This is a genomic window from Litorihabitans aurantiacus (assembly GCF_030161595.1).
In the GTDB taxonomy this organism is placed as follows: domain Bacteria; phylum Actinomycetota; class Actinomycetes; order Actinomycetales; family Beutenbergiaceae; genus Litorihabitans; species Litorihabitans aurantiacus.
In genome coordinates, this window is sequence record NZ_BSUM01000001.1 from 1,414,682 (window position 1) to 1,438,278 (window position 23,597).

At 73.9% G+C, this 23,597-nt stretch carries 18 protein-coding genes, 4 tRNA genes and 1 pseudogene; 5 read left to right on the plus strand and 18 right to left on the minus strand.

Annotated features, from left to right (window positions below):
* Nucleotides 1–251: 251 nt before the first annotated feature.
* Nucleotides 252–779, plus strand: a complete 528-nt coding sequence (locus tag QQK22_RS06595) for a hypothetical protein (RefSeq protein WP_284250217.1) — start codon at nucleotides 252–254, stop codon at nucleotides 777–779.
* Here the strand turns inward: QQK22_RS06595 and QQK22_RS06600 are convergent.
* From QQK22_RS06600 to QQK22_RS06680, 17 genes and pseudogenes are all read right to left on the minus strand, one after another.
* Nucleotides 763–3,037 (minus strand): annotated as a pseudogene (locus QQK22_RS06600) (RelA/SpoT family protein). The gene QQK22_RS06595 and the pseudogene QQK22_RS06600 sit on opposite strands and share 17 nt — an antisense overlap.
* A gap of 164 nt (nucleotides 3,038–3,201) precedes the next feature.
* Complete coding sequence (gene secF, locus QQK22_RS06605) at nucleotides 3,202–4,296, minus strand: protein translocase subunit SecF (RefSeq protein ID WP_284250218.1); 1,095 nt, start codon at nucleotides 4,294–4,296, stop codon at nucleotides 3,202–3,204.
* Nucleotides 4,296–6,464: a protein translocase subunit SecD gene (secD, locus tag QQK22_RS06610; protein WP_284250219.1), complete on the minus strand. Its 2,169-nt coding sequence runs from the start codon at nucleotides 6,462–6,464 to the stop codon at nucleotides 4,296–4,298. Before secD ends, secF begins: the two co-directional genes overlap by 1 nt.
* 62 nt (nucleotides 6,465–6,526) lie before the next feature.
* Nucleotides 6,527–7,006 (minus strand): preprotein translocase subunit YajC, encoded by a 480-nt coding sequence (locus QQK22_RS06615; protein WP_284250220.1) that lies wholly within the window; start codon nucleotides 7,004–7,006, stop codon nucleotides 6,527–6,529.
* 121 nt (nucleotides 7,007–7,127) lie between these two features.
* Nucleotides 7,128–8,162 carry a Holliday junction branch migration DNA helicase RuvB gene (gene ruvB / locus QQK22_RS06620; protein ID WP_284250221.1) on the minus strand — a complete coding sequence of 345 codons (1,035 nt, stop codon included), beginning with the start codon at nucleotides 8,160–8,162 and terminating at the stop codon, nucleotides 7,128–7,130.
* Nucleotides 8,155–8,763, minus strand: a complete 609-nt coding sequence (ruvA, locus tag QQK22_RS06625) for a Holliday junction branch migration protein RuvA (protein WP_284250222.1) — start codon at nucleotides 8,761–8,763, stop codon at nucleotides 8,155–8,157. The genes ruvB and ruvA overlap by 8 nt, the downstream gene beginning before the upstream one ends.
* A 79-nt stretch (nucleotides 8,764–8,842) precedes the next feature.
* Nucleotides 8,843–9,448: a crossover junction endodeoxyribonuclease RuvC gene (gene ruvC, locus QQK22_RS06630; protein ID WP_431310139.1), complete on the minus strand. Its 606-nt coding sequence runs from the start codon at nucleotides 9,446–9,448 to the stop codon at nucleotides 8,843–8,845.
* A 175-nt stretch (nucleotides 9,449–9,623) separates the two neighbouring features.
* Nucleotides 9,624–10,385, minus strand: a complete 762-nt coding sequence (locus QQK22_RS06635) for a YebC/PmpR family DNA-binding transcriptional regulator (protein ID WP_284250223.1) — start codon at nucleotides 10,383–10,385, stop codon at nucleotides 9,624–9,626.
* Between the two features lie 89 nt (nucleotides 10,386–10,474).
* Nucleotides 10,475–11,071, minus strand: a complete 597-nt coding sequence (locus QQK22_RS06640) for an NUDIX hydrolase (protein ID WP_348525632.1) — start codon at nucleotides 11,069–11,071, stop codon at nucleotides 10,475–10,477.
* The gene (locus QQK22_RS06645) at nucleotides 11,068–12,441 is read right to left on the minus strand and encodes a PrsW family glutamic-type intramembrane protease (RefSeq protein ID WP_284250224.1); all 1,374 of its coding nucleotides are present in this window, start codon (nucleotides 12,439–12,441) and stop codon (nucleotides 11,068–11,070) included. The genes QQK22_RS06640 and QQK22_RS06645 overlap by 4 nt, the downstream gene beginning before the upstream one ends.
* 10 nt (nucleotides 12,442–12,451) lie before the next feature.
* Nucleotides 12,452–14,221, minus strand: a complete 1,770-nt coding sequence (locus tag QQK22_RS19230; protein WP_284250225.1) for a glycosyltransferase family 4 protein — start codon at nucleotides 14,219–14,221, stop codon at nucleotides 12,452–12,454.
* A gap of 5 nt (nucleotides 14,222–14,226) precedes the next feature.
* Nucleotides 14,227–15,177 (minus strand): phosphatidylinositol mannoside acyltransferase, encoded by a 951-nt coding sequence (locus QQK22_RS06655; protein ID WP_284250226.1) that lies wholly within the window; start codon nucleotides 15,175–15,177, stop codon nucleotides 14,227–14,229.
* Nucleotides 15,174–15,812 carry a phosphatidylinositol phosphate synthase gene (gene pgsA / locus QQK22_RS06660; RefSeq protein ID WP_284250227.1) on the minus strand — a complete coding sequence of 213 codons (639 nt, stop codon included), beginning with the start codon at nucleotides 15,810–15,812 and terminating at the stop codon, nucleotides 15,174–15,176. The genes QQK22_RS06655 and pgsA overlap by 4 nt, the downstream gene beginning before the upstream one ends.
* Nucleotides 15,812–16,492 carry an HIT family protein gene (locus QQK22_RS06665; RefSeq protein ID WP_348525520.1) on the minus strand — a complete coding sequence of 227 codons (681 nt, stop codon included), beginning with the start codon at nucleotides 16,490–16,492 and terminating at the stop codon, nucleotides 15,812–15,814. The genes pgsA and QQK22_RS06665 overlap by 1 nt, the downstream gene beginning before the upstream one ends.
* A 3-nt stretch (nucleotides 16,493–16,495) precedes the next feature.
* Nucleotides 16,496–18,520 carry a threonine--tRNA ligase gene (gene thrS, locus QQK22_RS06670; RefSeq protein ID WP_284250228.1) on the minus strand — a complete coding sequence of 675 codons (2,025 nt, stop codon included), beginning with the start codon at nucleotides 18,518–18,520 and terminating at the stop codon, nucleotides 16,496–16,498.
* 138 nt (nucleotides 18,521–18,658) lie between these two features.
* A tRNA-Val gene (locus tag QQK22_RS06675) sits at nucleotides 18,659–18,730 on the minus strand.
* A gap of 158 nt (nucleotides 18,731–18,888) precedes the next feature.
* Complete coding sequence (locus tag QQK22_RS06680; RefSeq protein WP_284250229.1) at nucleotides 18,889–19,734, minus strand: aminotransferase class IV; 846 nt, start codon at nucleotides 19,732–19,734, stop codon at nucleotides 18,889–18,891.
* A 170-nt stretch (nucleotides 19,735–19,904) separates the two neighbouring features.
* Here QQK22_RS06680 and QQK22_RS06685 point away from each other — a divergent pair.
* From QQK22_RS06685 to QQK22_RS06700, 4 genes are all read left to right on the plus strand, one after another.
* Nucleotides 19,905–19,977: transfer RNA gene (locus QQK22_RS06685), tRNA-Gly, on the plus strand.
* Nucleotides 19,978–20,021: 44 nt separating this feature from the next.
* A tRNA-Cys gene (locus QQK22_RS06690) sits at nucleotides 20,022–20,092 on the plus strand.
* Nucleotides 20,093–20,101: 9 nt separating this feature from the next.
* A tRNA-Val gene (locus QQK22_RS06695) sits at nucleotides 20,102–20,176 on the plus strand.
* Between the two features lie 133 nt (nucleotides 20,177–20,309).
* Nucleotides 20,310–20,879 carry a shikimate kinase gene (locus QQK22_RS06700; protein ID WP_284250230.1) on the plus strand — a complete coding sequence of 190 codons (570 nt, stop codon included), beginning with the start codon at nucleotides 20,310–20,312 and terminating at the stop codon, nucleotides 20,877–20,879.
* A 187-nt stretch (nucleotides 20,880–21,066) separates the two neighbouring features.
* Here the strand turns inward: QQK22_RS06700 and hrpB are convergent, their stop codons facing one another.
* Nucleotides 21,067–23,568, minus strand: a complete 2,502-nt coding sequence (hrpB, locus tag QQK22_RS06705; RefSeq protein ID WP_284250231.1) for an ATP-dependent helicase HrpB — start codon at nucleotides 23,566–23,568, stop codon at nucleotides 21,067–21,069.
* Nucleotides 23,569–23,597: the final 29 nt, after the last annotated feature.

Sequence of the window (23,597 nt, forward strand, 5' to 3'; positions counted from 1 at the left end):
CCGGAACGGGACCGATCGACGGCGCGCGACGCCGGCGGTCGGTCCCGTTCCTCGTTCCCGGGCCCGCTCCTCTCCGATCACGGCAGCCCGAGAGCATCGCCCGTCCACAGCCGCACCGCCGCAGGTGGTCGGGACCGGCATGATCGACGCATGCCGACCCCCTGGAGCGTCCGACCGGCCCGCGTCGTCCGGACGCCGCAGGAGATCGACGGCGTCGTCCTCACGGCCCTCGCGGGCGCCGGGGACTGGCTGTGGCACGGCCGGGTACCGTCCGACGTCGTCGTGACGCCGGCGGACCGGGCGCGCAGCGCAGTGGTGGCCTGCGGGGTGCCGACGCTGCTCACCGGCCCCGGCTCGAGGTCCTCCCCGCCGACGGCGGCGTCATCGCCCTGCGTGCCGCCGCCTGGATCCACCTGGGCGGGCCACCGCCGGACGTGCTCGACGTCCACGTCCCGCGGCCGCTGCGGGCGCGCTTCGGCGTCGTGCGCTACCGCTGCGCCCGCACCAGCGGTCTCGACGTCGACGCGATCGGCGGGGTCCCGACGACGTCGCTGCTCACCACCGCGTGCGACCTCGCCCGCGAGGTCAGCGCGCTCGAGGACTCGGGGGACGACGACGGCGCCCGCCTCGCACGCGAGTCGCTGCGGGCCGTGCTCGAGCACGTGCGGCCGGACGCCGTGCGCGGGCGTCTCCTGTCGGCCGCTCGGGCGCGGGGACGACGCGCGCTCGCCGTCGTCGACGCCCTCGCGCCCGCCGCGGGTCTCAGCCCTTGGCGTTGAGCTCCGCGCGACCCGACGGCACCGGTGCCGCATCAGGCCGGACGCCGGTGACGCGGTAGACGTCGAAGACGCCGTCGATCTCGCGCACGGCGCGCAGCACGTGGCCCAGGTGCGCCGTGTCCCCCATCTCGAAGACGAACTTGCTCACGGCCAGACGGTCGCGCGAGGTGGAGACGCTCGCCGAGAGGATGTTGACGTGGTTGTCCGAAAGGACGCGCGTGACGTCCGAGAGCAGGCGTGAGCGGTCGAGCGCCTCGACCTGGATCTGGACGAGGAAGACGCTCTGGGCGTCGGGCGACCACGAGACCGTGACGAAGCGCTCCGACTCCCCTGGAGCGCCTCGAGGTTGGGGCAGTCGGCGCGGTGCACCGAGACGCCCTGGCCGCGCGTGACGAAGCCGACCACGGGATCGCCGGGCACGGGCGTGCAGCACTTGGCGAGCTTGGTCCAGACGTCGTCCATCCCGGCGACGACGACGCCGCCCCCGCCGCTGCGCGTGCGCGCGATCTGGGTCGCACCCGGGTGCGTGACCTCGGCGAGGTCCTCTGTCGTCCCCTCCTCACCGCCGAGACCGGCCACCAGGCGGGAGACCACGTTGGCCGCCGAGACGTGGTGTTCCCCCACGGCCGCGTAGAGGGCCGTGACGTCCGCGTAGCGCATGTCGGAGGCGAGCGCCGTGAGCGAGTCGTGGGTGAGCAGGCGCTGGAGCGGGAGGTTCTGCTTGCGCATCACCTTGGCGATCGCGGTCTTGCCCTCCTCGATCGCCTCGTCCCGACGCTCGCGCGTGAACCAGGCGCGGATCTTGTTGCGGGCGCGGGGCGAGGTGACGAACGAGAGCCAGTCCCGGCTGGGACCGGCGCCCTCGGCGCGGGAGGTGAAGACCTCCACGGTGTCGCCGTTGTCGAGCACCGACTCGAGCGGCACGAGACGGCCGTTGACCTTCGCCCCCACCGTGCGGTGCCCGACTTCCGTGTGCACGGCGTAGGCGAAGTCGACGGCGGTCGCCCCGTTCGGCAGGGACATGACGTCGCCCTTGGGCGTGAAGACGTAGACGTCGTTGCCCGACATCTCGTAGCGCAGCGAGTCGAGGAACTCCCCGGGTCGGAGGTCTCCCGCTGCCAGTCCACGAGCTGCTTGAGCCAGGGCATCTCGCCCGAGGCCGCGGTGGATCCGCCCGACGCGCCGGGCTGCTCCTTGTACTTCCAGTGCGCCGCCACGCCGTACTCCGCGCGGCGGTGCATGTCGTGGCTGCGGATCTGGATCTCGACGGGCTTGCCGCCGGGGCCGATGACCGTCGTGTGCAGCGACTGGTACATGTTGAACTTCGGCATCGCGATGTAGTCCTTGAACCGCCCCGGCACGGGGTTCCACCGCGCGTGCAGCGCGCCGAGCGCCGCGTAGCAGTCCCGGACCGAGTCGACCAGCACCCGCACCCCGACGAGGTCGTAGATGTCCGCGAAGTCGCGGCCGCGCACGATCATCTTCTGGTAGATCGAGTAGTAGTGCTTCGGGCGACCGGTCACGGTCGCCCGGATGCGCGCGGCGCGCAGGTCCTCCACCACGCTGCCGCGCACGACGGTCAGGTACTCCTCGCGCGCCGGCGCCCGCTCCGTGACGAGACGAACGATCTCGTCGTACACCTTCGGGTAGAGCGTCGCGAAGGAGAGGTCCTCGAGCTCCCACTTGATGGTGTTCATGCCGAGGCGGTGCGCGAGGGGCGCGTAGATCTCGAGGGTCTCGCGCGCCTTCCTCTCGGCGGAGCCGGAGGAGACGAACTTCCAGGTGCGGGCGTTGTGGAGCCGGTCGGCGAGCTTGATCACGAGCACGCGGATGTCGCGCGCCATGGCGACGACCATCTTGCGGACCGTCTCGGCCTGCGCCGCCTCGCCGAACGTCACCTTGTCGAGCTTGGTGACGCCGTCGACCATGCCGGCGATCTCGTCGCCGAACTCCTTGCGCAGCGTCTCGAGCGAGTAGTCGGTGTCCTCGACCGTGTCGTGGAGCAGTGCGGCGGCCAGCGTGGGCGGTGTCAGGCCGAGCTCGGCCAGGATCGTCGCGACCGCGACCGGGTGGGTGATGTAGGGGTCGCCGCTCTTGCGCAGCTGACCCTCGTGGGCCTTCTCGGCGACGCGGTAGGCGCGCTCGATGAGGCCGAGGTCCACGCGCGGGTGGTTCGCGCGGACGACGCGCAGCAGGGGCTCGATGGCGGGTGGCGTCTGGTGCCCGCGGGACCCGAGGCGCACCAGCGTGGTGCGCATCCGGGAGCGCGGCACGACGGGCTGCACGGCTCCCGCCGTGCCGCGACCGCGCTGATCCTGGCGCCCCTCGTCGACCATTGGCCCATCCTAGGTGCTGCCCCGGACGTGGAACGACGCCGCCCGCACCCGGAGCGGGTGCGGGCGGCGTCGGGTGCCGTCGGGCGTCAGCGCTTCCGGCGCGGCTGGGACTGCGTGCCGAGGTGGACGCCGGGCACGGTGGCCGCGACGCGGTCGGTCTCGGGACGGACGTCGGCACTGGTGACCACGGTCTCGGTCTCGCCGACCTCGGCCCGCAGCGCGAGCACCTTCGCGCTGTGCTCGCGGTAGACCGAGCGCCGCATGCGCAGCGCGGCCTCCAGCGGCGTGGCCAGGAAGATCGAGGACGCGGTCGAGACGATCATGCCGATGAACAGCGAGAGCGCGATGTCGCGCAGGGTGCCGGCGCCGAGCAGGAACGCCCCGACGAAGAGGATCGAGGCGACGGGGAGGACGCCGACGACCGAGGTGTTGATCGAGCGGACGATGGTCTGGTTCACCGCGAGGTTCGAGGCCTCCTCGTACGTGACGCGCGTCTGCTCGAGCACGTTCGCGGTGTTCTCACGGACCTTGTCGAAGACCACGACCGTGTCGTAGAGCGAGTAGCCGAGGATCGTCAGCAGACCGATCACGCTGGCCGGCGTGACCTCGAACCCGATGCCCGCGTAGAGGCCCACGGTCACGATCAGGTCGTGGATCAGCGCGATCAGTGCGGCCGCCGCCATGCTCCAGGTCCGGAAGTACAGCGCCATCACCAGCGCGACGAGCACGATGAAGATCACCAGGCCCTGCAGCGCCTTCGCGGTGATGTCGGCACCCCAGGTCGGGCCGATGAAGGAGGATGTCACGGCGTTGCGCTCGACCTCGTAGACCTCGGCGAGCGAGGCGGCGACCTGGTCCGTCTGCTCCTGGGTGAGCTGATCGGTCTGGATGCGGACGCTGTCGCCGCCGACGACGGAGACGCGAGCCACCTGGTCGGTGCCGATCTCGCCCAGCACCTCGTTCGCGGGGTCGGACGACGTCGTCGCCGCACCCGAGACGGTGAACTCCGACCCACCCCGGAACTCGATGCCGACGTTCAGGCCGCGCACGGCCAGGAGCAGACCGGAGACGATCACGAGGACCGCCGCGGCGATGAACCACACACGACGCTTCCCGACGATGTCGTAGCTGCGCTTGCCCGTGTAGAGGTCGTTGCCCAGGCGGGCGAACTGGCCGGCCATCAGCGGTTCTCCTCGGTGGTGTCGGTGGCGTCGGTGGCACTGGTGGACCGGTCACCGGTGGTGACCGACACGGCGTCGGCGTCGCGCGCGTCGTCCTCGGAACGCTCCGCCTCCGCCCGTGCGCGGGCCTCGTCGGCCTTGCGCTGCGCGATGGTGCGGGTGTCGGCCCGCTCGGACAGGGCGGCGCGCTCGGCCGCCGTCCGCGCGCGACCGCGTCCGGCGTAGGCGGCCACCGAGGCACCGAGGTGCACCGGGTCGAGCCCCGACCAGCGGTGCCCCTCCCCGAAGAACCTCGTCCGCACCAGGAGCTTCATGAGCGGGTGGGTGAAGAGGATGACCACGAGCAGGTCGATCACGGTCGTGAGTCCGAGCGTGAACGCGAAGCCGCGCACACCGCCCACCGCGATGAAGTACAGGATCACGGCCGCGAGGACGTTGACGGCGTCCGAGGCGAGGATCGTGCGGCGCGCACGGATCCAGCCGTGGTCCACGGCGGCCTGGAGCGTCCGGCCCTCGCGCACCTCGTCGCGGATGCGCTCGAAGTAGACGATGAAGGAGTCCGCCGTGACGCCGATGGCGATGATCAGACCCGTGACACCGGGGAGCGAGAGGCGGTACCCCTGCCACCAGGACAGCAGCAGGATCAGCCCGTAGGTCAGCGCTCCCGCGACCACGAGGCTCGCGACCGTCACGATGCCGAGGCCCCGGTAGGTCAGGAACGAGTAACCGAGGACCAGGATCAGGCCGATGATCCCGGCGAGCATCCCCCGCTCGAGCTGCTCGGTACCGAGGGTCGCGCTGATCTGCTCCTGCGACTGCACCTCGAACGTCAGCGGCAGCGAGCCGAAGTTGAGCTGGTTGGCGAGCGTCGTCGCCTCGTCGCGGGTGAACGGCGCGGCCGACGGCCCGCTGATCTGCGCCTCGCCGTTGGGGATCGGCGTCGTGACGGACGGCGCCGAGATCACGAGGCCGTCCAGCACGATCGCGAACTGGTTCTGCGGCGGCGTGCTGGTGGACAGGCGCGTGGTGACCTCGCCGAACTTGTCGCCACCCGCGGAGGTGAAGTTCATCTGCACGATGGGGCGGTTCGTGGCCGCGCCCGTGGAGGAGACCTCGAACGCCATCTGCGCGCTGGTGAGGTCGGCGCCCGTGAGCTCCGCCGGGCCGAGCGCGTACTTGGCGCTGCCGTCGGGCGCGCACGCGACGAGCGGCTGCTCGGTCGAGTCGTCGCTGCCGCCCGCACGGTTCTCGGGGAGCGTGCAGTCCAGGGTGTAGAGGTCGTAGGAGACCTGCTCGGTCAGCCACAGCAGGTCGCCCGCGCTGGTGGGCGTGCCCGCGGGCTCCGAGGAGAGCTGACCGTCGCCGTCGACGTCGGCCGCGGCGAGCGCCGCCGCCTCGATCTCCTCGGTGGTGGGGGGCGTCGGTGCCTCGGTGGGCTCGGTCGCACCATCCGTCGGCTCGGTCGAACCCTCGGTCGGCTCGGTGGAACCCTCGGTCGGCTCGGTCCCGTCCTCGGTGGGCGACGGCGCCGGTGCCGCCTCGAGGGGCATCACGCCGTCGGCGCCGGTGTCCCCGGCCTCGCCCTCACCGCTCGCGCCCTCGCCGTCGGTCGCCGGCGGCTCGGTGGCACCGCCGTCGGTGGTCCCGGGGTCGATGGCGCCCGGATCGATCGCACCGGGGTCGATCGCACCGGGGTCGATCGCTCCGAGGTCACCCGCCGCCGCCTCGGCCGCGGCCTGCGCTGCCGCCGGGTCGATCGTGCCGGGGTTGACCACCTGCAGCACCGGCCGCATGCGCATCTGGGCGGAGGCGGTGATGAGGGCGACCGTCTGCTCGTCGACCTCGCCCGGGATGGCGACGACGATGTTGCTCCCGCCCTGGCTGGTGATCTCGGCCTCGGCCACGCCGGAACCGTCCACACGCTGGCGGATGATCGCGATCGCCTGGTCGATGTCGTCCGAGGTGATCTGCTGGCCGTCGTTCGAGCGCGGCGTCAGGATCAGCTGCGTGCCGCCCTCGAGGTCCAGGGCCAGGTTCGGCGTGAACGACGCGCCGCCCTCCTCCTCGGCGTCACCCGTGAAGGCGCCGAAGCCGACGGTGCCGTACACCGCGACCAGGACGAGCAGGAGCAGGTAGAGCGGTCGTGCGATGGAGCTGCGTCGAGCCACCGGGGTCTTCTTTCAGTCGAGCGGGCCGGCACCGCACGCGGACCGGCGAGTCGGGTGGGGCGTCAGGGCCGCTGGTCGGGAGACGTGGGGCCGCCGTCGACGTCGGGACCGGGCCGGTCCCGCTCGGTGCGGTCGTCCGTGACCGGACCGTCGGACGTGAGCGAGGAGGCGTCGTCGGGGGCGACGACGTCGGCGTCGACGGGGTCTCCCTCGGGAGCCGGCGTCTCGTCGGGGACCGCGCGGCCGAAGGCGGCGTCCGCCGCGGCCGAGAACTGCGGCGGCACCTGCTGGATCGCGGCTATCACCCAGGTGGTCCGGGTGCCCGAGGACTCGATCGTCACGGCGTCACCCGTCCGGTCCACCACCACACCGAGCTGGCCGGAGGCGGTCATCACCTCGGCGCCGGGGGCCAGGGTGGCGCGGAAGTCGTTCACCGAACCCTGCTGCTTCCGGTTGCGCCGGCTGAGGAGGAACATGCCTCCGACCGCCAGGACGAGGAGACCGATGAGCAGCACGTTCGAGCTGCCGCCTTCTGCAAACATGATGGGGAGAGCACTTTCGTCGGGAGCGGACCGCGCACGAGTCTAGGTGACGCGCCGCACACGCGTGCACGCACCGGCGGGCCCGGCGCGAACGGCCTGGGGCAACCGCTGGGCGGCGACGTCAGTCGAACAGGCGCGAGGGACCGCCCTCGGGAGCCGTGAGCCCGAGGTGCGCCCAGGCCGCCGCCGTCGCCACCCTGCCTCGCGGCGTCCGCGTGAGGAACCCCTCGCGCAGCAGGAACGGCTCCGCGACGGTCTCGACGGTCTCCGGCTCCTCACCGATCGCCATCGCGATGGACGTGAGACCCACGGGACCGCCGCCGAACCGGGTGCACAGGCTGCGCAGCACGGCTCGGTCGAGTCGGTCGAGACCGCGGGGGTCCACCTCGAACACCTCCAGGGCGGCCGCCGCCGCCGCGGTGTCGGCCACCCCGGTCCCCCGGACCTGCGCCCAGTCCTGCACGCGGCGCAGCAGGCGGTTCGCGATGCGCGGCGTGCCGCGCGACCGGCTCGCGATCTCGTGGGCGGCCTCGGCGTCGAGCTCGATGCCGAGCAGGCGCGCCGAGCGGTGCAGCACGCGCTCGAGGTCGCCGGTCTCGTAGAAGTCCATGTGACCGGTGAAGCCGAACCGGTCGCGCAGCGGCGCCGGCAGGAGACCGGCGCGGGTGGTCGCCCCGACGACGGTGAACGGCGGCAGCGAGAGCGGGATCGCCGTCGCCCCCGCACCCTTGCCCACCACGACGTCGACGCGGAAGTCCTCCATCGCGAGGTACAGCATCTCCTCGGCCGGCCTCGCGAGACGGTGGATCTCGTCGATGAACAGGACGTCGTTCTCCTGAAGCGCGGACAGGATCGCGGCGAGGTCGCCCGCGTGCGTGATCGCGGGCCCCGAGGTGAGGCGCAGCGCGGCACCGACCTCGCTCGCGACGATCATCGCGAGCGTCGTCTTGCCCAGGCCCGGGGGCCCGGCCAGCAGCACGTGGTCGGGAGGCCGGTGGCGGGCGACGGCGGCCTCGAGCACGAGCGAGAGCTGGTCGCGCACCACCCGCTGCCCGACGAACTCCGCCAGCCGGCGCGGGCGGAGCGCCGCCTCGGCGGCGCGCTCGATCTCGTCCGCCTCGGCGGCCGTCACCGCCGCGCCGCCGTCCTCAGCCACGGGGCACACCCGCGAGCTCGCGCAGGGCCGCGCGCAGCACGGCGGCGGCGTCGCCGTCGGGCGCCTCGCCCCGCTCCAGGACGGCCGCGACGGCGGCGTCCGCGGCCCGCGCGTTCCACCCGAGACCGACCAGGGCCTCCACGACGTCGGGCCCGGCCCCGGTGGGTGCCGCCGGCGCCGGCGCCTCGACCGACCCGACCGCGACGCCGAGCTTCCCCGCCAGCTCGAGCACCATGCGCTGCGCGCCCTTCCGGCCGATGCCCGGCACCCGCTGCAGGGCGGCCAGGTCCTCACCGGCGACGGCGCGGCGGAGCCCGTCGGGCGTGTGGACGGCGAGGGCGGCCAGCGCCAGTCGGGGGCCGACGCCGCTGACGGTCATCAGCACGTCGAAGATGTCCCGCTCGTCGGTCTCGGCGAACCCGAACAGGGTCTGGGAGTCCTCCCGCACCACGAGCGTCGTGTGCAGCGTGCCCTCCACGCCGAGGCGCAGGCCCGCGAGGGTCGCCGGCGTCGCCAGCACGCGGTAGCCCACTCCCCCGGCGATCACGACGGCGTGGTCCAGCCCGATCGAGCAGACCTCGCCCCGCACCAGTGCGATCATCGACAGCTCCTTCCGCCCGCGCCGAGGTCGGCCGGGACCCGCCGCCGCGCGGCGGAGCGAACACGTGTACGAACGAAGACTAGCGTCCGACGGGGCCGCGCACCGGGGCGACGCGCCGCGCCGTCCGGCGGGAGCGGCGCTCCGCCTCGAGCCACAGCTGCTGGGCGGCGGTGGGGCCGCCGGTCGCGCCGGTCCCGCCGGCGGGTGCGGCGTCACCCGTGCCGCCCCGGGCGGCCCGGACCGATGTCGCCTGCGCCGCGCCCGCGGGCGTCCGCCACGCGTGGCAGATCGCGAGGGCGAGGGCGTCGGCCGCGTCGGCCGGCCGCGGCGGGGCGGCGAGCCCGAGGATGCGGGTCACCATCGTGGTGACCTGCTCCTTCTCGGCGCGGCCGTTCCCCGTGATCGCCGCCTTGACCTCGCTGGGGGTGTGGAGCTCGACCGGGATGCCGCGGCGGGCGGCGGCGACCATGGCGAGGCCGGCGACCTGCGCCGTCCCCGTGACGGTGGAGACGTTGGACTGCGCGAAGACCCGCTCGACCGCGACGGCGTCGGGCTGCAGCCGGTCGATCCACTCCTCGAGGCGTGTGGCGATCTCGAGCAGCCGCTGCTCGAGCGCCTGGTCCGGCGAGGTGGTCGCCAGTCCGACGTCGACGATCCGGACGACGCGACCCGCCGTCGCGGTCACGGCGCCGAGGCCGCAGCGCGTGAGGCCGGGGTCGACGCCGAGGATCGTCCGGCCCCGCGCGAGGTCCGGGCGCCGCCGGCGGCGTTCCGGGACCCGCGCGGGCGGGTGGTCGACTGGTTCACACCGGCCACTCTCGCACGCGACCCGGCACCGGGCGCCGGCCCGACACGCGGGCTCAGTCCTCGGCGTCGAGCGCCGCCATGACCTCGTCGGAGGCGTCGAAGTTGGCGAAGACGTTCTGCACGTCGTCGGAGTCCTCCAGGGCATCGACCAGGCGCAGCATCTTGCGCGCCCCCTCGACGTCGACCTCGACCTCGACCGACGGCAGGAACTGCGCCTCGGCGGAGTCGTAGTCGAGCCCCGCCTCCTGGACGGCCTTGCGGACGGCCACGAAGTCGCTCGCGGCGCTCAGCACCTCGAACGCCTCGCCGAGGTCGTTGACCTCCTCCGCGCCCGCGTCCAGGACGGCCACGAGCACGTCGTCCTCGGTCAGGCCGTCGGCCTTGGGCACGACGACGACGCCACGCCGCGAGAACAGGTAGGAGACGCTGCCGGGGTCGGCCATCGAGCCGCCGTTGCGGCTGAAGGCGAGGCGGACGTCGGCCGCGGCGCGGTTGCGGTTGTCGGTGAGGCACTCGACCAGGACCGCGACGCCGCCGGGGCCGTAGCCCTCGTACATGATCGTGTCGTACTGGGCGCCCCCGGCCTCCTGGCCGCTGCCGCGCTTCACCGCGCGGTCGATGTTGTCGTTCGGGACCGACGTCTTCTTGGCCTTCTGGATGGCGTCGTAGAGCGTCGGGTTGCCGGCCGGGTCGCCGCCGCCCGTGCGGGCCGCGACCTCGATGTTCTTGATCAGCTTCGCGAAGAGCTTGCCCCGCTTGGCGTCCTTGGCGGCCTTCTGGTGCTTCGTGGTGGCCCACTTGGAGTGACCCGACATGGTTCCCGCTTCCCGTTGCTCGACGTGCGCACGCGCGGCGCCAGGCCGCGCGACGCCAGCGATCCTACCGGCGGACGGTCACGGACCGGTCAGGACGGGGTCAGGTCGCGGACCGCCCCGGTCCACGACCCGCCCTCCCCGGGCAGCGCGGCGACCACCTCGGCCACCAGGTCGGGGAGCTCCGCGGGGAACACCTCGACGTCGAGATCGCGCAGGGCCTCGGGGTCCCACCACGCCAGCTCGTCGACGAACGAGCGCTCGATCGCGGTCCAGCCGGCCGTGTCGAGATCCGCCTCGTCGCCCTCGTGCCGCAGCACGCACGCGAAGAACACCTCGTGCTGGCGCACGTGGCGGGCCACGAAGTCGAAGACGGCCGTGCGGCGGGCGACCGGGCCCACGAGGTCGTCGGGCGCGATGCGCAGCCCCGTCTCCTCGAGCACCTCCCGGGCGGCCGCCTCGCGCTCGCCCTCCCCCGGCTCGAGTCCGCCACCGACCGTGAACCACCAGGTGCGTGAGGGGTCATCGGCGTCGTGCGCCCGCACGAGCAGGATCCGACCCGACGCGTCGAGCAGCAGCACCCGGGCCGCGTGACGGAACGGGACGCCGTCGGCCCCGACCTCCCAGCCCTCGCCGGGCAGGAAGGAGTCGACGGCCTCGTCGCCGTCGTCGGCAGCCGGGGAGCTCAGCGGAACGCCTGGGGCGCGGCGACCTGGAACGCGCGCCGGTCGGCCGAGATCGCGGCCAGGAGCTCGGCCTCGGTGCTCGAGTGGGTGCGGAGGTCGGCCCGCCCGCTGACCGCGCGCTGACGCATGTAGGCCAGCGACGTCGCGTCCTTCTGGAACCGCTTCATCGCGGCGCCCGCCCCCGGACCGAGGCGGGCCGCCCAGGCGCGCGCCTGCGCCCGGGTGCGCAGGGAGGCCACCATGTCGATCTCGTGCGACGCGAACCAGCCGGCGCCCGCGTACTCGGTCAGCCGTGCCCGGATCGCCGCGCTCTCCTGCCGCCGCAACCAGAACGCGAGCACGATCGCGGCGACGAACAGCGGGATCTGGACCAGACCGTAGACCAGCAGGAAGGCGTTCTCGCTCCCCGTCACGGCGCCGAGGCTCGCGGAGGCGTTCCAGAGCGCGTGCAGGCCCATCGCGGCCACGAGGCCGATCGGGAACAGCCACCACGCGGCGTACCGGTTGCGGTGCCGGGAGGCGATGCCGAGCGCGATGCCGATCGAGGCGGTGAACAGGATGTGGGCGAACGGCGACATCACGCCGCGCGTGAAGAAGATGGAGGGCAGGATCTCGATCGCGCGGCCGAAGTAGATGATGTTCTCGGTGAAGGCGAACCCGGCCGCCACGACGGCCGCGTAGACGATGCCGTCGACCACGCCGTCGAAGTGCTTGCGGCGCAGCAGGAAGATCAGCAGGACGCCGAGGCCCTTCGTGACCTCCTCGACGATCGGGGCCGAGACGACGGCGCCGATGATGTCCGCCTGAGCGGCGTCCCCGGTCGCGTCGTAGTAGGCCAGGGCGACGGCGGTGTTCCCGTAGAACGAGATGACCACGGAGACCCCGGCGCCCCAGAGGAACGCGATGAGGAGCATCACCTTCGGCTCCGGCTCCCAGCGGTCGAGCCACATGACCGTGGCCAGCACGACGGCGAGCGGGATCAGCGCGGCGATGAACCCGATGGCGGCCGGGGCGGGCCCGACCTGGCTGAGCGCGATCCACAGCCCCCACAGGCCGGCGAACCCGACGACGCACAGGGCCACGATCGTGCCCGGACCCATGGCGGCCGAGCGACGACCGCCGTGCCAGATTTGCGGCTGCTGGCCGCCGGGCCCGTAGGCGCCGGGGGCCGCGTCCTGGACTCCGTGCGGGGCCGCACCGGGGTGGCCGTAGCCGGTCGGGCCGGACGTACCCGGGGTTCCGTAGCCGCCGGGCCGAGTCGGTGCGGGGTAGCCGCCGCCCTGGTGGGGGGCCTGCCCCTGCGGACCGCCGGACGCCGGCCGCGAGGGCGCCGGGTAGGGGTTCGACGACGGTCCGGGGTAGCCACTCGACATGCGGCCGATCCTAGTGGTGGGGAGGTCGCAGACGCGGTGCGGTGTCGTCCATCTCGAACGACCGCGGGAGGTCGGCACGCCCGGCCAGCCGCAGCAGCCGCACGAGCGCCTGGGCCCGGATGCGCACCGACTGGGCGACGGCGTCGTTGTGGAAGCGGCGTGCCAGCTCGACCCGGCCGGCCGTGGCGACGACGTCGCGCACCACCGGCGCTGTCGCCGCACCCTCGGCCAGGGGTCCCTCGAGCGCCTGGCGCAGCACGCGGGAGAGGTCGCTCTCGACGATCTCGCGCTCGGCGGTCAGCGTGACGCGGCCGGGTCGACGGCGGTCGGCGTCCGGGTCCGTGCGCGCGTCGCCGCGCCCCTCGCCATCTCCGGTGCCGTCCCCGGTGCTGTCCGTCCCTCCGGTGAGCTCGAGCTCCTGCCCGCTCGCGAGGCACGCGTCGGCGGCGCCGGCGAGCACGAGCGAGGAGGCGGGGTCGAGCCGGCCGGACGCGGCGAGCTCGGCGGCCTGCCCGGCTCGGCGCAGCAGCTGCGCGTCCAGCGTGGCGGCCGTGCGCGTGACCTTCTGGTGCAGCAGGTCGAGCCGGTTGGCCTTCGCGAGCGCGAGCCACACCAGCAGCCCCACCACGACCACGACGGCGAGCACGATCTCGGTGGTCACGACGCCTCCTGCTCTCCCTCGCCCGTGGCGAGCTGGTAGACCGTCAGCACCTGCGCCGTCACGACCTCCCAGTCGTACTGCGCGCACCAGGCCGTGGCGTGGTCCCGCGTGCGCGCCGTCGCGCCGGGATCTCCGAGCGCGCCCAGGACGGCCGCGGCGAGGGCGTCCGGGTCCCCGACGGCGAACAGGGTGCCCGCGCGCCCTCGTCCAGGACGCGGCGGAAGGCCGCGAGGTTGCTCGCCACGACGGCGGCGCCGGCGGCCATCGCCTCGACCAGCACGATGCCGAAGCTCTCGCCCCCGTCTGCGGCGCGACGTATAGGTCGACCGACCGCAGGAGCGCGGCCTTGTCCTCCTCGGTGATCTCGCCGAGCAGCTCAAGCACGCCGGGGTGCGCCTCCGCCACGGCCCTGGCCCGGGCGAGGTCGCCGCGGCCCGCCACCAGCACGCGGATCCCGGGCACCGCGGCCACCAGGGCGGGGACGGCCGCGAGCAGCACGTCGAGACCCTTGCGCGGCTCGTCGGTCCGGCCGAGGAACGCGAGCGTGGGCCGCTCCGGGGTCCCGGTCCACGCCGCGCGAGGCTCCGACGCGCGGAACTGGCTCAGCTCCACCCCGTTCGGGATGACGACGGCGTCGCCACCCATGTGCTCCACCACCGTCCGCCGGGCCTCCTCCGAGACCGCGATGCGGGCGGCGATCCGCTCGAGCGTCGGCCGCAGCATCGGGTAGGCCACCTGCATCGCGCGCGAGCGGTCGTTCGCCGTGTGGAAGGTCGCCACGACCGGGACCTCGGCCTGCCACAGCGCGATGAGTCCGGTGCTCGGCACGAGCGGCTCGTGGATGTGGAGGACGTCGAAGTCGCCGGCCTCGAGCCAGGAGCGCACGCGCACCGCGGTGACGGGACCGAACGACAGCCGGGCGACGGAGCCGTTGTAGCGGACCGCGAGGCTCCGGCCGGTGGCCTCCACGAAGTCGGGGACGGGTGTGCCGTCGTCGGCCGGGGCGAGCACGCGGACGTGGTGCCCCTGGTCGAGGAGTCGCTTCGCGAGGTCGGTGACGTGGACCTGCACCCCGCCCGGCGCGTCGAGCGAGTACGGGCAGACGATGCCGATGCGCACCGGCGTCACTCCCCCGCCGTCGGCACGGACCGCAACCGCGCCGGGTCGAGGTCGGCGAGGTAGACCTTCTGCAGCATGTGCCAGTCCTGCGGCGACCGCGCGACGCGCTCGAACAGGGCGGTGACCCAGTCCTGGGTGACGTCGGCGACGCCGCGGCGCGCGCCGTCGTCGTCGGCCGTGGCGACGAACGGCGCGAACTCGATGACCAGGCCCCACGGGGTCCCCGCCCGCCGGCGGTCCGCACCGCGCAGGCGCTCGTAGGTGATCGCGACCGGGACGAGCGGGTGTCCGCCCACGAGCGCGAGCGAGGCCGGACCGGCGGCGACGCGCGCAGGCGAGCCGAGCAGGTCGACCTCGACGCCGTGTGCCGTCAGGTCGCGATCGGCGAGCAGCGGCACGATCTGCGGGTGCGTGCGCGCCATGCGGGTGAGGCGGCGGAAGGTGCTGCCGCCCTCGAGCGGGACGATCTCGATGCCGAGCGAGGCGCGGAAGGAGACGAACTCCTCGTACAGGCCGTCGGGCAGCTTCTCGGCGACCGTGAGCACGGGCGCGAGCGCGCGGGAGGCCCACGCCCCGGCGAGGTCCCAGTTGCCGGCGTGGCCGAGCGCGAGGACAGGGCTCTCGCCGCGTGCGACGGCGTCGCGCACCGGTGCGACGCCGACCGCGCGGACACGCGCGTCGATCTGCTCGTGGCTCCAGCCCGGGAGCTGGAACGCCTCCACGAAGTAGCGCAGGTAGGAGCGCATCCCGGCCCGGGAGGTGCGGCGCAGCGCCCGCTCGTCCAGATCGGGGCGCAGCCGGCGGAGGTTGCGCTCGAGCTGCCGCACGCCGCCACTCCTCCCGAGCCACACGAGGTCGGCGACGAGGTGGGCGAGGCCGCGCACCGGTGCGTCGGGCAGGCGCCGGACGTGGCGCCACGCGAGGACGTACAGGTCGGTGGTGGTCGGGCGCCTCACGGGGCGGCCCCCGGGGCGGGCGCCGTCGAGGACGCGTCGGCGAGGATCTGCCGCCGCACGTGCAGCATCCGGTGGATCGACGTCGTCAGGCTCAGCACCGCCAGCACCACGAGGACGACGACGAGCACCGCCACCGGCAGCCCGAGGCCCACCAGGCCCGTGGCCACGAGCGCGATGAGGAGGCGGTCGCCGCGCTCGGCGATGCCGACGGTCGCGGTGCGTCCCAGCGACTCCGCCTTGGCCCGGGCGTACGGCACGATGCTGCCGAGCACGAGGCACGCCAGCGCCGCGGCCGCGCCGACCCGCTCCCCCGTGGCGGCGAGGTGGATCGTGAGGGCCGCGAACAGCGCGCCGTCGGCGAACCGGTCGAGCACGGAGTCGAGGAACGCACCCCACGGCCCCGTGGTGCCGGCCAGGCGCGCCATCGTGCCGTCGAGCACGTCGAAGAGCACGAAGAACGTGATGACCATCGTCCCCGCGAAGAGCTGGCCGCGCGCGATCAGGCCGAGCGACCCGGCCATGGCGCCGAGGGTGCCGACGATCGTGACGACGTCGGGGGTGACCCCGAGGCGCAGGAGCAGCGCGGCGGGAGCGCGAAGGATCCGGCCGACGACGGCGCGCAGGTGCTTGAGCATCAGGCCTCGGGGTCCGTGGGAGCAGCGGGGGTCGGGTCGGTCAAGCCGGTCGGGTCGGTCGCCTCCGCCGTCGTGGCACGGGCGGCGGTGCCGCTGCGCTCGACCCACGCCGCGGCCAGCGTCTCCCGGGTCGCGCCGAGCAGCTGCGGCAGCGGCTTGGTCCCGGCCACGATCGGCATGAAGTTGGCGTCACCCCGCCACCGGGGCACCACGTGCTGGTGGAGGTGCGCGGCGATACCCGCTCCCCCGACCTCGCCCTGGTTGATCCCCAGGTTGAAGCCCGCCGGACCCGACGTCGCGCGCAGGACCCGCATGGCGCCCTGGGTGAGGGCGCCGATCTCGGCGACCTCCGCCGTCGTCAGATCGGGGTAGAGCGCCACGTGCCGGTAGGGCACCACCATGAGGTGGCCCGGGTTGTAGGGGTAGAGGTTGAGCACGACGTAGGCGGTCTCACCGCGCGCGACGACGAGGCCGTCGGAGTCGGACCGGTGCGGCACCCGGCAGAACGGGCACTCGTGCTCGCCGTCGCCGGTCGGCTTGTCCGCACCGTCGATGTAGACCATCCGGTGCGGCGTCCACAGGCGCTGGAACGCGTCGGGCGTCCCCGCGAGGTCGCCCGACGACTCATGGCCAGTGCTGCCAGCACCGCCGGTGCCGTCCGCCCCGCCTGCGTCAGCCACGGATCAGACCTGGACGCGCGTGTCGATCGCCGCGCGCACGAGTTCGATCGCCTCGGCGACCGGGACGCCGTTGCGCTGCGTGCCGTCGCGGTAGCGGAAGGAGACGGCACCGGCCTCGGCGTCCTCCCCGCCGGCGATGAGCACGAACGGCACCTTCTGCTTCGTGGCGTTGCGGATCTTCTTGTTGAAGCGGTCGTCGGAGGTGTCCACCTCGACCCGGACGCCCGCCGCCCGCAGCTGCGTCGCGACGTCGTGCAGGTAGTCGTTGAACGGCTCGGCGACCGGGACGGCGAGCACCTGCACGGGGGCGAGCCACGCCGGGAACGCCCCCGCGTAGTGCTCGAGCAGCACGGCGAAGAACCGCTCGATCGACCCGAACAGGGCTCGGTGGATCATGACCGGACGCTGACGCGAGCCGTCCGCCGCCTGGTAGGTGAGGTCGAACCGCTCCGGCAGGTTGAAGTCGAGCTGGATGGTCGACATCTGCCAGGTGCGGCCGATCGCGTCCTTCGCCTGGACCGAGATCTTCGGACCGTAGAACGCGGCGCCGCCCGGGTCGGGCACGAGCTCGAGACCGGAGGCCTCGGCGACCTCCCTCAGCGTCTGGGTCGCCTCCTCCCACGTCGCGTCGTCGCCCACCGACTTCTCGGGGTTGCGCGTGGAGAGCTCGAGGTAGAAGTCCTCGAGGCCGTAGTCCTTCAGCAGGTCGAGCACGAAGGTCAGCAGGCTCGCGAGCTCGGCCCGCATGTCCTCGCGGGTGGTGTAGATGTGCGCGTCGTCCTGCGTGAAGCCGCGCGCGCGGGTGAGGCCGTGCACCACGCCGGACTTCTCGTAGCGGTAGACCGTCCCGAACTCGAACAGGCGCAGCGGCAGCTCGCGGTAGGAGCGACCGCGCGAGTCGAAGATCAGGTTGTGCATCGGGCAGTTCATGGGCTTGAGGTAGTAGTCCTGGCCCTCGCGCCGCAGCGTGCCGTCCGCGTGGTACTCGGCGTCGAGCTGCATCGGCGGGTACATGCCGTCGGCGTACCAGTCCAGGTGGCCCGAGAGCTCGAACAGCTTCCCCTTGGTCGCGTGCGGGGAGTAGACGAACTCGTAGCCCGCCTCGATGTGGCGCTTGCGCGCGTACTCCTCCATCACCATGCGCACGACACCGCCGCGCGGGTGGAAGACCGCGAGGCCGGATCCGATCTCGTCCGGGAACGAGAACAGGTCGAGCTCGGTGCCGAGGCGGCGGTGGTCGCGGCGCTCGGCCTCGGCCAGCCGCTCGAGGTGGGCGCGCAGCTCGTCCTTGCTCGGCCACGCGGTCCCGTAGACGCGCTGGAGCTGGGGGTTCTTCTCGCTCCCGCGCCAGTAGGCCGCGGCGCTGCGCATGAGCTGCACCCCGTTGCCGATGAGGCGCGTGCTGGGCAGGTGCGGTCCGCGGCAGAGGTCCTTCCAGACGACGGTCTCGCTCTCGCGACCGGCGCCACGCACGTTGTCGTAGATGGTCAGCTCGCCGGCGCCGACCTCGACGCTCGCGCCCTCCCCGACCTGGTCGCCGTCGCCGGCGACCGCGCTCTTGAGCCCGATCAGCTCGAGCTTGTAGGGCTCGTGCGCGAGCTCGGCGCGCGCCTCGTCCTCGGTGACGACGCGGCGGCGGAAGGTCTGGCCCTCCTTGATGATGCGGCCCATCACCTTGTCCAGCTCGGTGAGCTGTTCGGGGGTGAACGGCGTGGCGACGTCGAAGTCGTAGTAGAAGCCGTCGGTGATCGGCGGGCCGATGCCGAGCTTCGCCTCGGGGTTCACCTGCTGGACCGCCTGCGCGAGGACGTGCGCGGCGGAGTGGCGCAGGATGTCGAGGCCGTCGTGCGAGTCGATCGTGACGCGCTCGACGACGGCGTCCGCGGGCAGCTCGCGGTCCAGGTCGCGCAGCTCGCCGTCGACCCGCACCGCGACGACGGTGCGCTCCTTGCCCAGCAGCGCCCATGCCGTCGTGCCCGCCTCGATCGCGGTGGTGACGCCGTCGAGGGTGAGGTGGATCTCGGGCACAGCGGAACTCCTGACGACGAGCGGACGGAACCCCTGGACTCTACTGCGAGTGCCGCGCCGACCGCCCGGGACCTTGCCGGTGTCGGGCAGGAACGACGAACGGCCCCGGACCGTGGGGTCCGGGGCCGAACGCGTCGGTGGGCGATACTGGTCTCGAACCAGTGACCTCCTCGGTGTGAACGAGGCGCTCTACCGCTGAGCTAATCGCCCGAGCACGGCGGGTGCACCGTGCGGCCTGACGATAGTAGCCGAGATGCGGCGCGCTGCCGAATCGGCGCCACCACACCCCTCGCGAGACCTTTCCGGACCCTCCCCGAGAGGATTGCCGACCCTCCCCGAGAGGATCGCCGTCACGCCCGGCGGCGGGCTCAGGGGTCGAGGTTCTCGCGCTGCTTCACCGGGAAGAGGCGCCCCATCGCGAGCGTGAGCGGACCGGGCTCCTTGGCCACGCCGTCGACGGCGACGACGGGTGCGATCCCCCGCGTCGACGACGTCAGCGCCACGTGGTCCGCCTCGTGGATCGCCGCGAGCGGCACGGTCTCCTCGCGCACCGGGATGCCCGCCTCGGCGGCCCACCGCAGCACGAGCGCCCTCGTCACACCGGCCAGCGCGCCGGAGTCGAGCGGCGGGGTCAGCAGACCGGCCGCGTCCTCGAGGAAGACGTTCGTCCCCGTGCCCTCGCACAGCTCGCCGCGCGTGTTGCCGAAGATCGCCTCGCCGGCGCCGTGGGCCCGCGCGCGGGCGAGGGCACGGGCGTTCTCGCCGTAGGAGGTGGTCTTGAGACCAGCCAGCGCGCCGCGCTCGTTGCGGGCCCACGGCACGACGTGGACCCGCGCGTCGCCGTGCTGCGGGGCTGCGGAGGCCGCGACCACGAGGGTGCCGGGGCCGTCGCCGCGGTCGGAGCCGAGCGGCCCGAGGCCCCCGGTCCAGGTGATCCGCAGCCGCGCGACCACGCCGGGCTCGGCGTCGTTCCAGGCATCCGCGACGACGCCGACGGCGGCGCGCACCTCGGCGTCGTCCGGCGCTGCGATCCCGAGGCCGAGGGCGGAGGTGCGCAGACGGTCGAGGTGACGTGTGAGGGCGAACGGGACGCCCTCGAGCAGCTCGCAGGTCTCGAAGACGCCGTCACCCACCACGAAGCCGTGGTCCAGCACGCTCAGGTGCCGCCCCCGAGGATCCACCAGGCCGCCGTCGAACCACGCGATCGTCGTCATGGCGCGATCCTGCCACCGCGGCGACGCCGCCGGACGGACCGCTCGCACGGGTGACCGCACGATCCGCGGAATGACGCCGATTTGGCAGTCCGGGAAATGCTGGGCTAATGTCTACTCCGCACCGGGGAGCGCCGAGGCGGGGAAGCCCGCGAAGGTCAGGCCCGGAGCACGCGGATGTGGCTCAGTTGGTAGAGCATCACCTTGCCAAGGTGAGGGTCGCGGGTTCGAGTCCCGTCATCCGCTCGGAAGGACCCAGGGAGGGCTTCCCCACCAGGGGATCCGTCCACGGTGGGTTGGCCGAGAGGCGAGGCAGCGGCCTGCAAAGCCGTATACACGGGTTCGAATCCCGTACCCACCTCGCACACCCGGGCGATTGGCGCAGCGGTAGCGCGCTTCCCTGACACGGAAGAGGTCACTGGTTCGATCCCAGTATCGCCCACCAGCACGAAGGCCCCGGACCACTGGTCCGGGGCCTTCGTCGTTCCCGGTCGGCCCCCGGCCGTGGATCTGCGGTGATCGGACACGCGATGATCGCCCGGACGGCAGATCGAACCCCCGAACCGGGAAGGACGTCGGTGAAGAGCACTCTCGTGCTGACCGGGCCTGCAGGTGCCGGCAAGAGCACCGTCGGCGAGCACGCCGCGGCGCTGCTGGACCGTCCGTTCGTCGACCTCGACGAGGTGGCGGAGCCGCTGTACGCCGAGGTCGGCTGGTCGCTGGAGCGGCTGCGCACGACCATCGGCGACGTCGGTCGGGTCCCCGCGGAGGTCGCGTGGGAGGAGGCGCGGGTCCACGCCGTCGTACGAGTCCTCCAGGACCACCCCGGCGCCGTCGTCGCCCTGGGGGCCGGTCACACCACCGTCACGAGTCCCCTCCTGCGCCGCGACCTCCACCGCGTCCTCGCGCCCCACCTCGTCGTGCGCCTGCTTCCCTCACACGATCGGGCCGTCGCGCTGACCGAGCTGCGCCGCCGCTGCCTCGCGGACAAGGGGACGACCTGGATGAGCGACGGTCACGACTTCCTGGCCGAGTGGCTGGACGACCCGAACGCGATCGCGCTGGCGGACCACGTCGTCGACGTCGACGGCGGTGACGACGCCGTCGCGAGCGCCGTGGTCGAGCTGGTGGCGACGAGCGCGACGTGATCCGGCTCGCACACCCGCACGCCCGCAGCCCGACCTCCTCGCCTCCCGCACTCCCGTGAGGAAGGACGAACGGTCGCGACGAAGGACCGCACACGTCCTTCCTCGCGACCGTTGCGTCTTCCTCGGCGGGGGTGGCGGGTGCGGCGGGTCCGGCAGCTGCAGCGGCGGCGGACACCCGGGCCGCCGCCTACGGCACCTCGGGCCAGGCGTGCTTCGGGTACCGCCCGCGCAGGTCCGAGCGCACCGCGGCGTAGCCGTTGGCCCAGAACGACGCCATGTCGGCGGTGACGGCGGCCGGCCGACCGGCGGGTGAGAGCAGGTGCATGACGACGGCGACGCCCCCGTCCGCGAGCCGCGGCGTCTCGCGCAGCCCGAACGCGTCCTGCACCTTCACCGCTGCGACCGGCGCCGCGCCGGTGTAGTCGAGCGGCACCTGCCGGCCCGACGGCAGCGACATGCGCTCCGGGGCCAGCTCGTCCAGCCGGGCCGCCGCCGGCCACGGCAGCAGCTGGCGCAGCGCGGCCGTCATGTCGAGCCGTCGCAGATCGGCCAGCGACCGCACCCGCCGCCCGGCGAGGAAGGTCTCCAGGTGATCCAGCAGGGAGGCGTCGTCCACCGCCGGCCACGGCTCGCCGAGCTGCTCGTGCAGGAATGCGAGGCGAGCCCGGAGCGCGCTCGCGCCCGCCGACCACGCCAGCGCGTCGAGCCCGTCGCGCCGGAGCACGCGCTGCAGCGCGGCGATCACCGCACCCTGCTCCGGCGACCCGATCACCCGCGAGCGCAGCTCGATCGCCCCGAGCCGCTCGACGCTGCGCGCCCTCAGCCGACCGCCGTCGAACTCCACCTCGTCGCGCGTGGCGATCAGCGCCGGCGCCGCCGCCACCGCGGCCTCCTCGTCCAGCGGCACGGCCGCGCGCACGACGGCGTCGCGCCGCCCCGGCGTCCGCGTCACGTCCGCGACAGCGAGCCACGGTGCCCCGCGCAGCGGTGAGTTCTCGGGCAGCACCGCGCCGGTCCCGCCCGCCAGGAGGTAGGTCGCGCCGTCGCCGCGGGAGCGTGCGAGGCGGTCGGGGTGCGCCAGCGCCACGACGTGCGCGACGGCGTCGTCCGCAGTCGCGCCGACCACGGACCCGCGCTCGGGCAGGCCGAGCGACCGCGCGATCGCGGTCAGCCGGTCGACGGCGCGTCGCCACTCCCCCGCACCGACGCCACCACCCCCGCCGCCCGAGCGCCGGAGCGCGCGCAGCGCCGCCGTCAGGTCGGCGTCGGGCACCCGCACCTCCTCGCCGAGCAACGCCACCACCTCGGCCGCGACGCGCGCGCCCACCGCCGCCGCGCCGTCGAGCAGCGCCCGCGCGAGACGCGGGTGCACCGGGACGTCGGCGATGAGGCGCCCCCGTGGCGTCACGAGCCCGTCCGTATCCAGCGCACCGAGGGCGCGCAGCGTGACGGTCGCCGCCTCGAGCGCCGGCGCGGGTGGCGGGTCCAGGAGCGCGAGCCCCGCCACGCCGTCGCGCGACCAGGAAGCCGCCGCGAGCGCGAGCTCGGTCAGGTCACCGGTCGCGATCTCGGGCAGCCGGTGCGGTGCGAGGCGGGCGTGGTCGCCCTGGGTCCACAGCCGGTAGACGACGCCCGGCCCCTCGCGGCCCGCGCGCCCCGCCCGCTGCGTCGCGCCGTCGCGGCTGACGGCGACGGTCACGAGACCCGCCAGCCCGCGCGCGGGGTCGGTGCGCGACTCGCGCGCCAGCCCCGCGTCCACCACGACCCGCACCCCGGGCACGGTGACGGAGGACTCGGCGACCGCCGTCGAGACGATGACGCGGCGCGTCCGGCCCGGTCGCAGGGCGCGATCCTGCTCCCCCGCCTCGAGCCTCCCGTGCAGGCGTAGGACCTCGAGCGGGCCGCCGCCGTCGGACACCCCCGCCAGCAACCGGACCACCCGCTCCACCTCGCCGACCCCGGGGACGAACACGAGCACGTCGCCGGTGCGCTCGACGACCGCGCGCCGGGCGGTGGCGGCGACGTGGTCGAGCCAGGCGCGCGTCGTGCCGCGATCGTCCGTGCGCACCACCGGCCGCGCCGGCGGGCACCAGACCTCCGCCACCGGGTGCAGACCGCCGGGCGAGGTGATCTCGGGCGCCGGTCCGACGTCGTCGCCCCAGAGCGTCGCGAGGCGCTCGGACTCGAGCGTGGCGGACATCGCGACGACGGCGAGGTCGGGCCGCAGCGTCTGGCGCACCTCGTGCAGCATCGCCTGGAGCAGATCGGCGTCGATCGCGCGCTCGTGGACCTCGTCGAGCACGACGGCGTCCGTCCCCACGAGCTCGGGGTCGCTCTGCAGGCGGCGCAGCAGCACCCCCGTGGTGACGAACTCGACGCGGGTGGCCGCGCTCGTGCGCCGCTCGCCGCGCACCGACCACCCGACGGTGCCCCCGACCTCCTCGCCCAGGAGCGTCGCCAGCCGCCGGGCCGCCGCTCGTGCGGCCAGGCGCCTCGGCTGCGTGACGACCACGCGGCCCGCGCGACCGTGCGCCACCAGCGGCGGCACCAGGGTGGTCTTGCCCGTCCCGGGCGGTGCGTGCACGACGGCGACGCCCCGCTCCCGCAGCGCCGTCGCCACGTGCGGCAGGACCGCGGCGACGGGGAGGTCGGGCGGCGCGGCGAGCAGGGCGGCGATCGGGTCGGGCACTCCACGAGTCTGCCCGGTGTCCGCCCGTC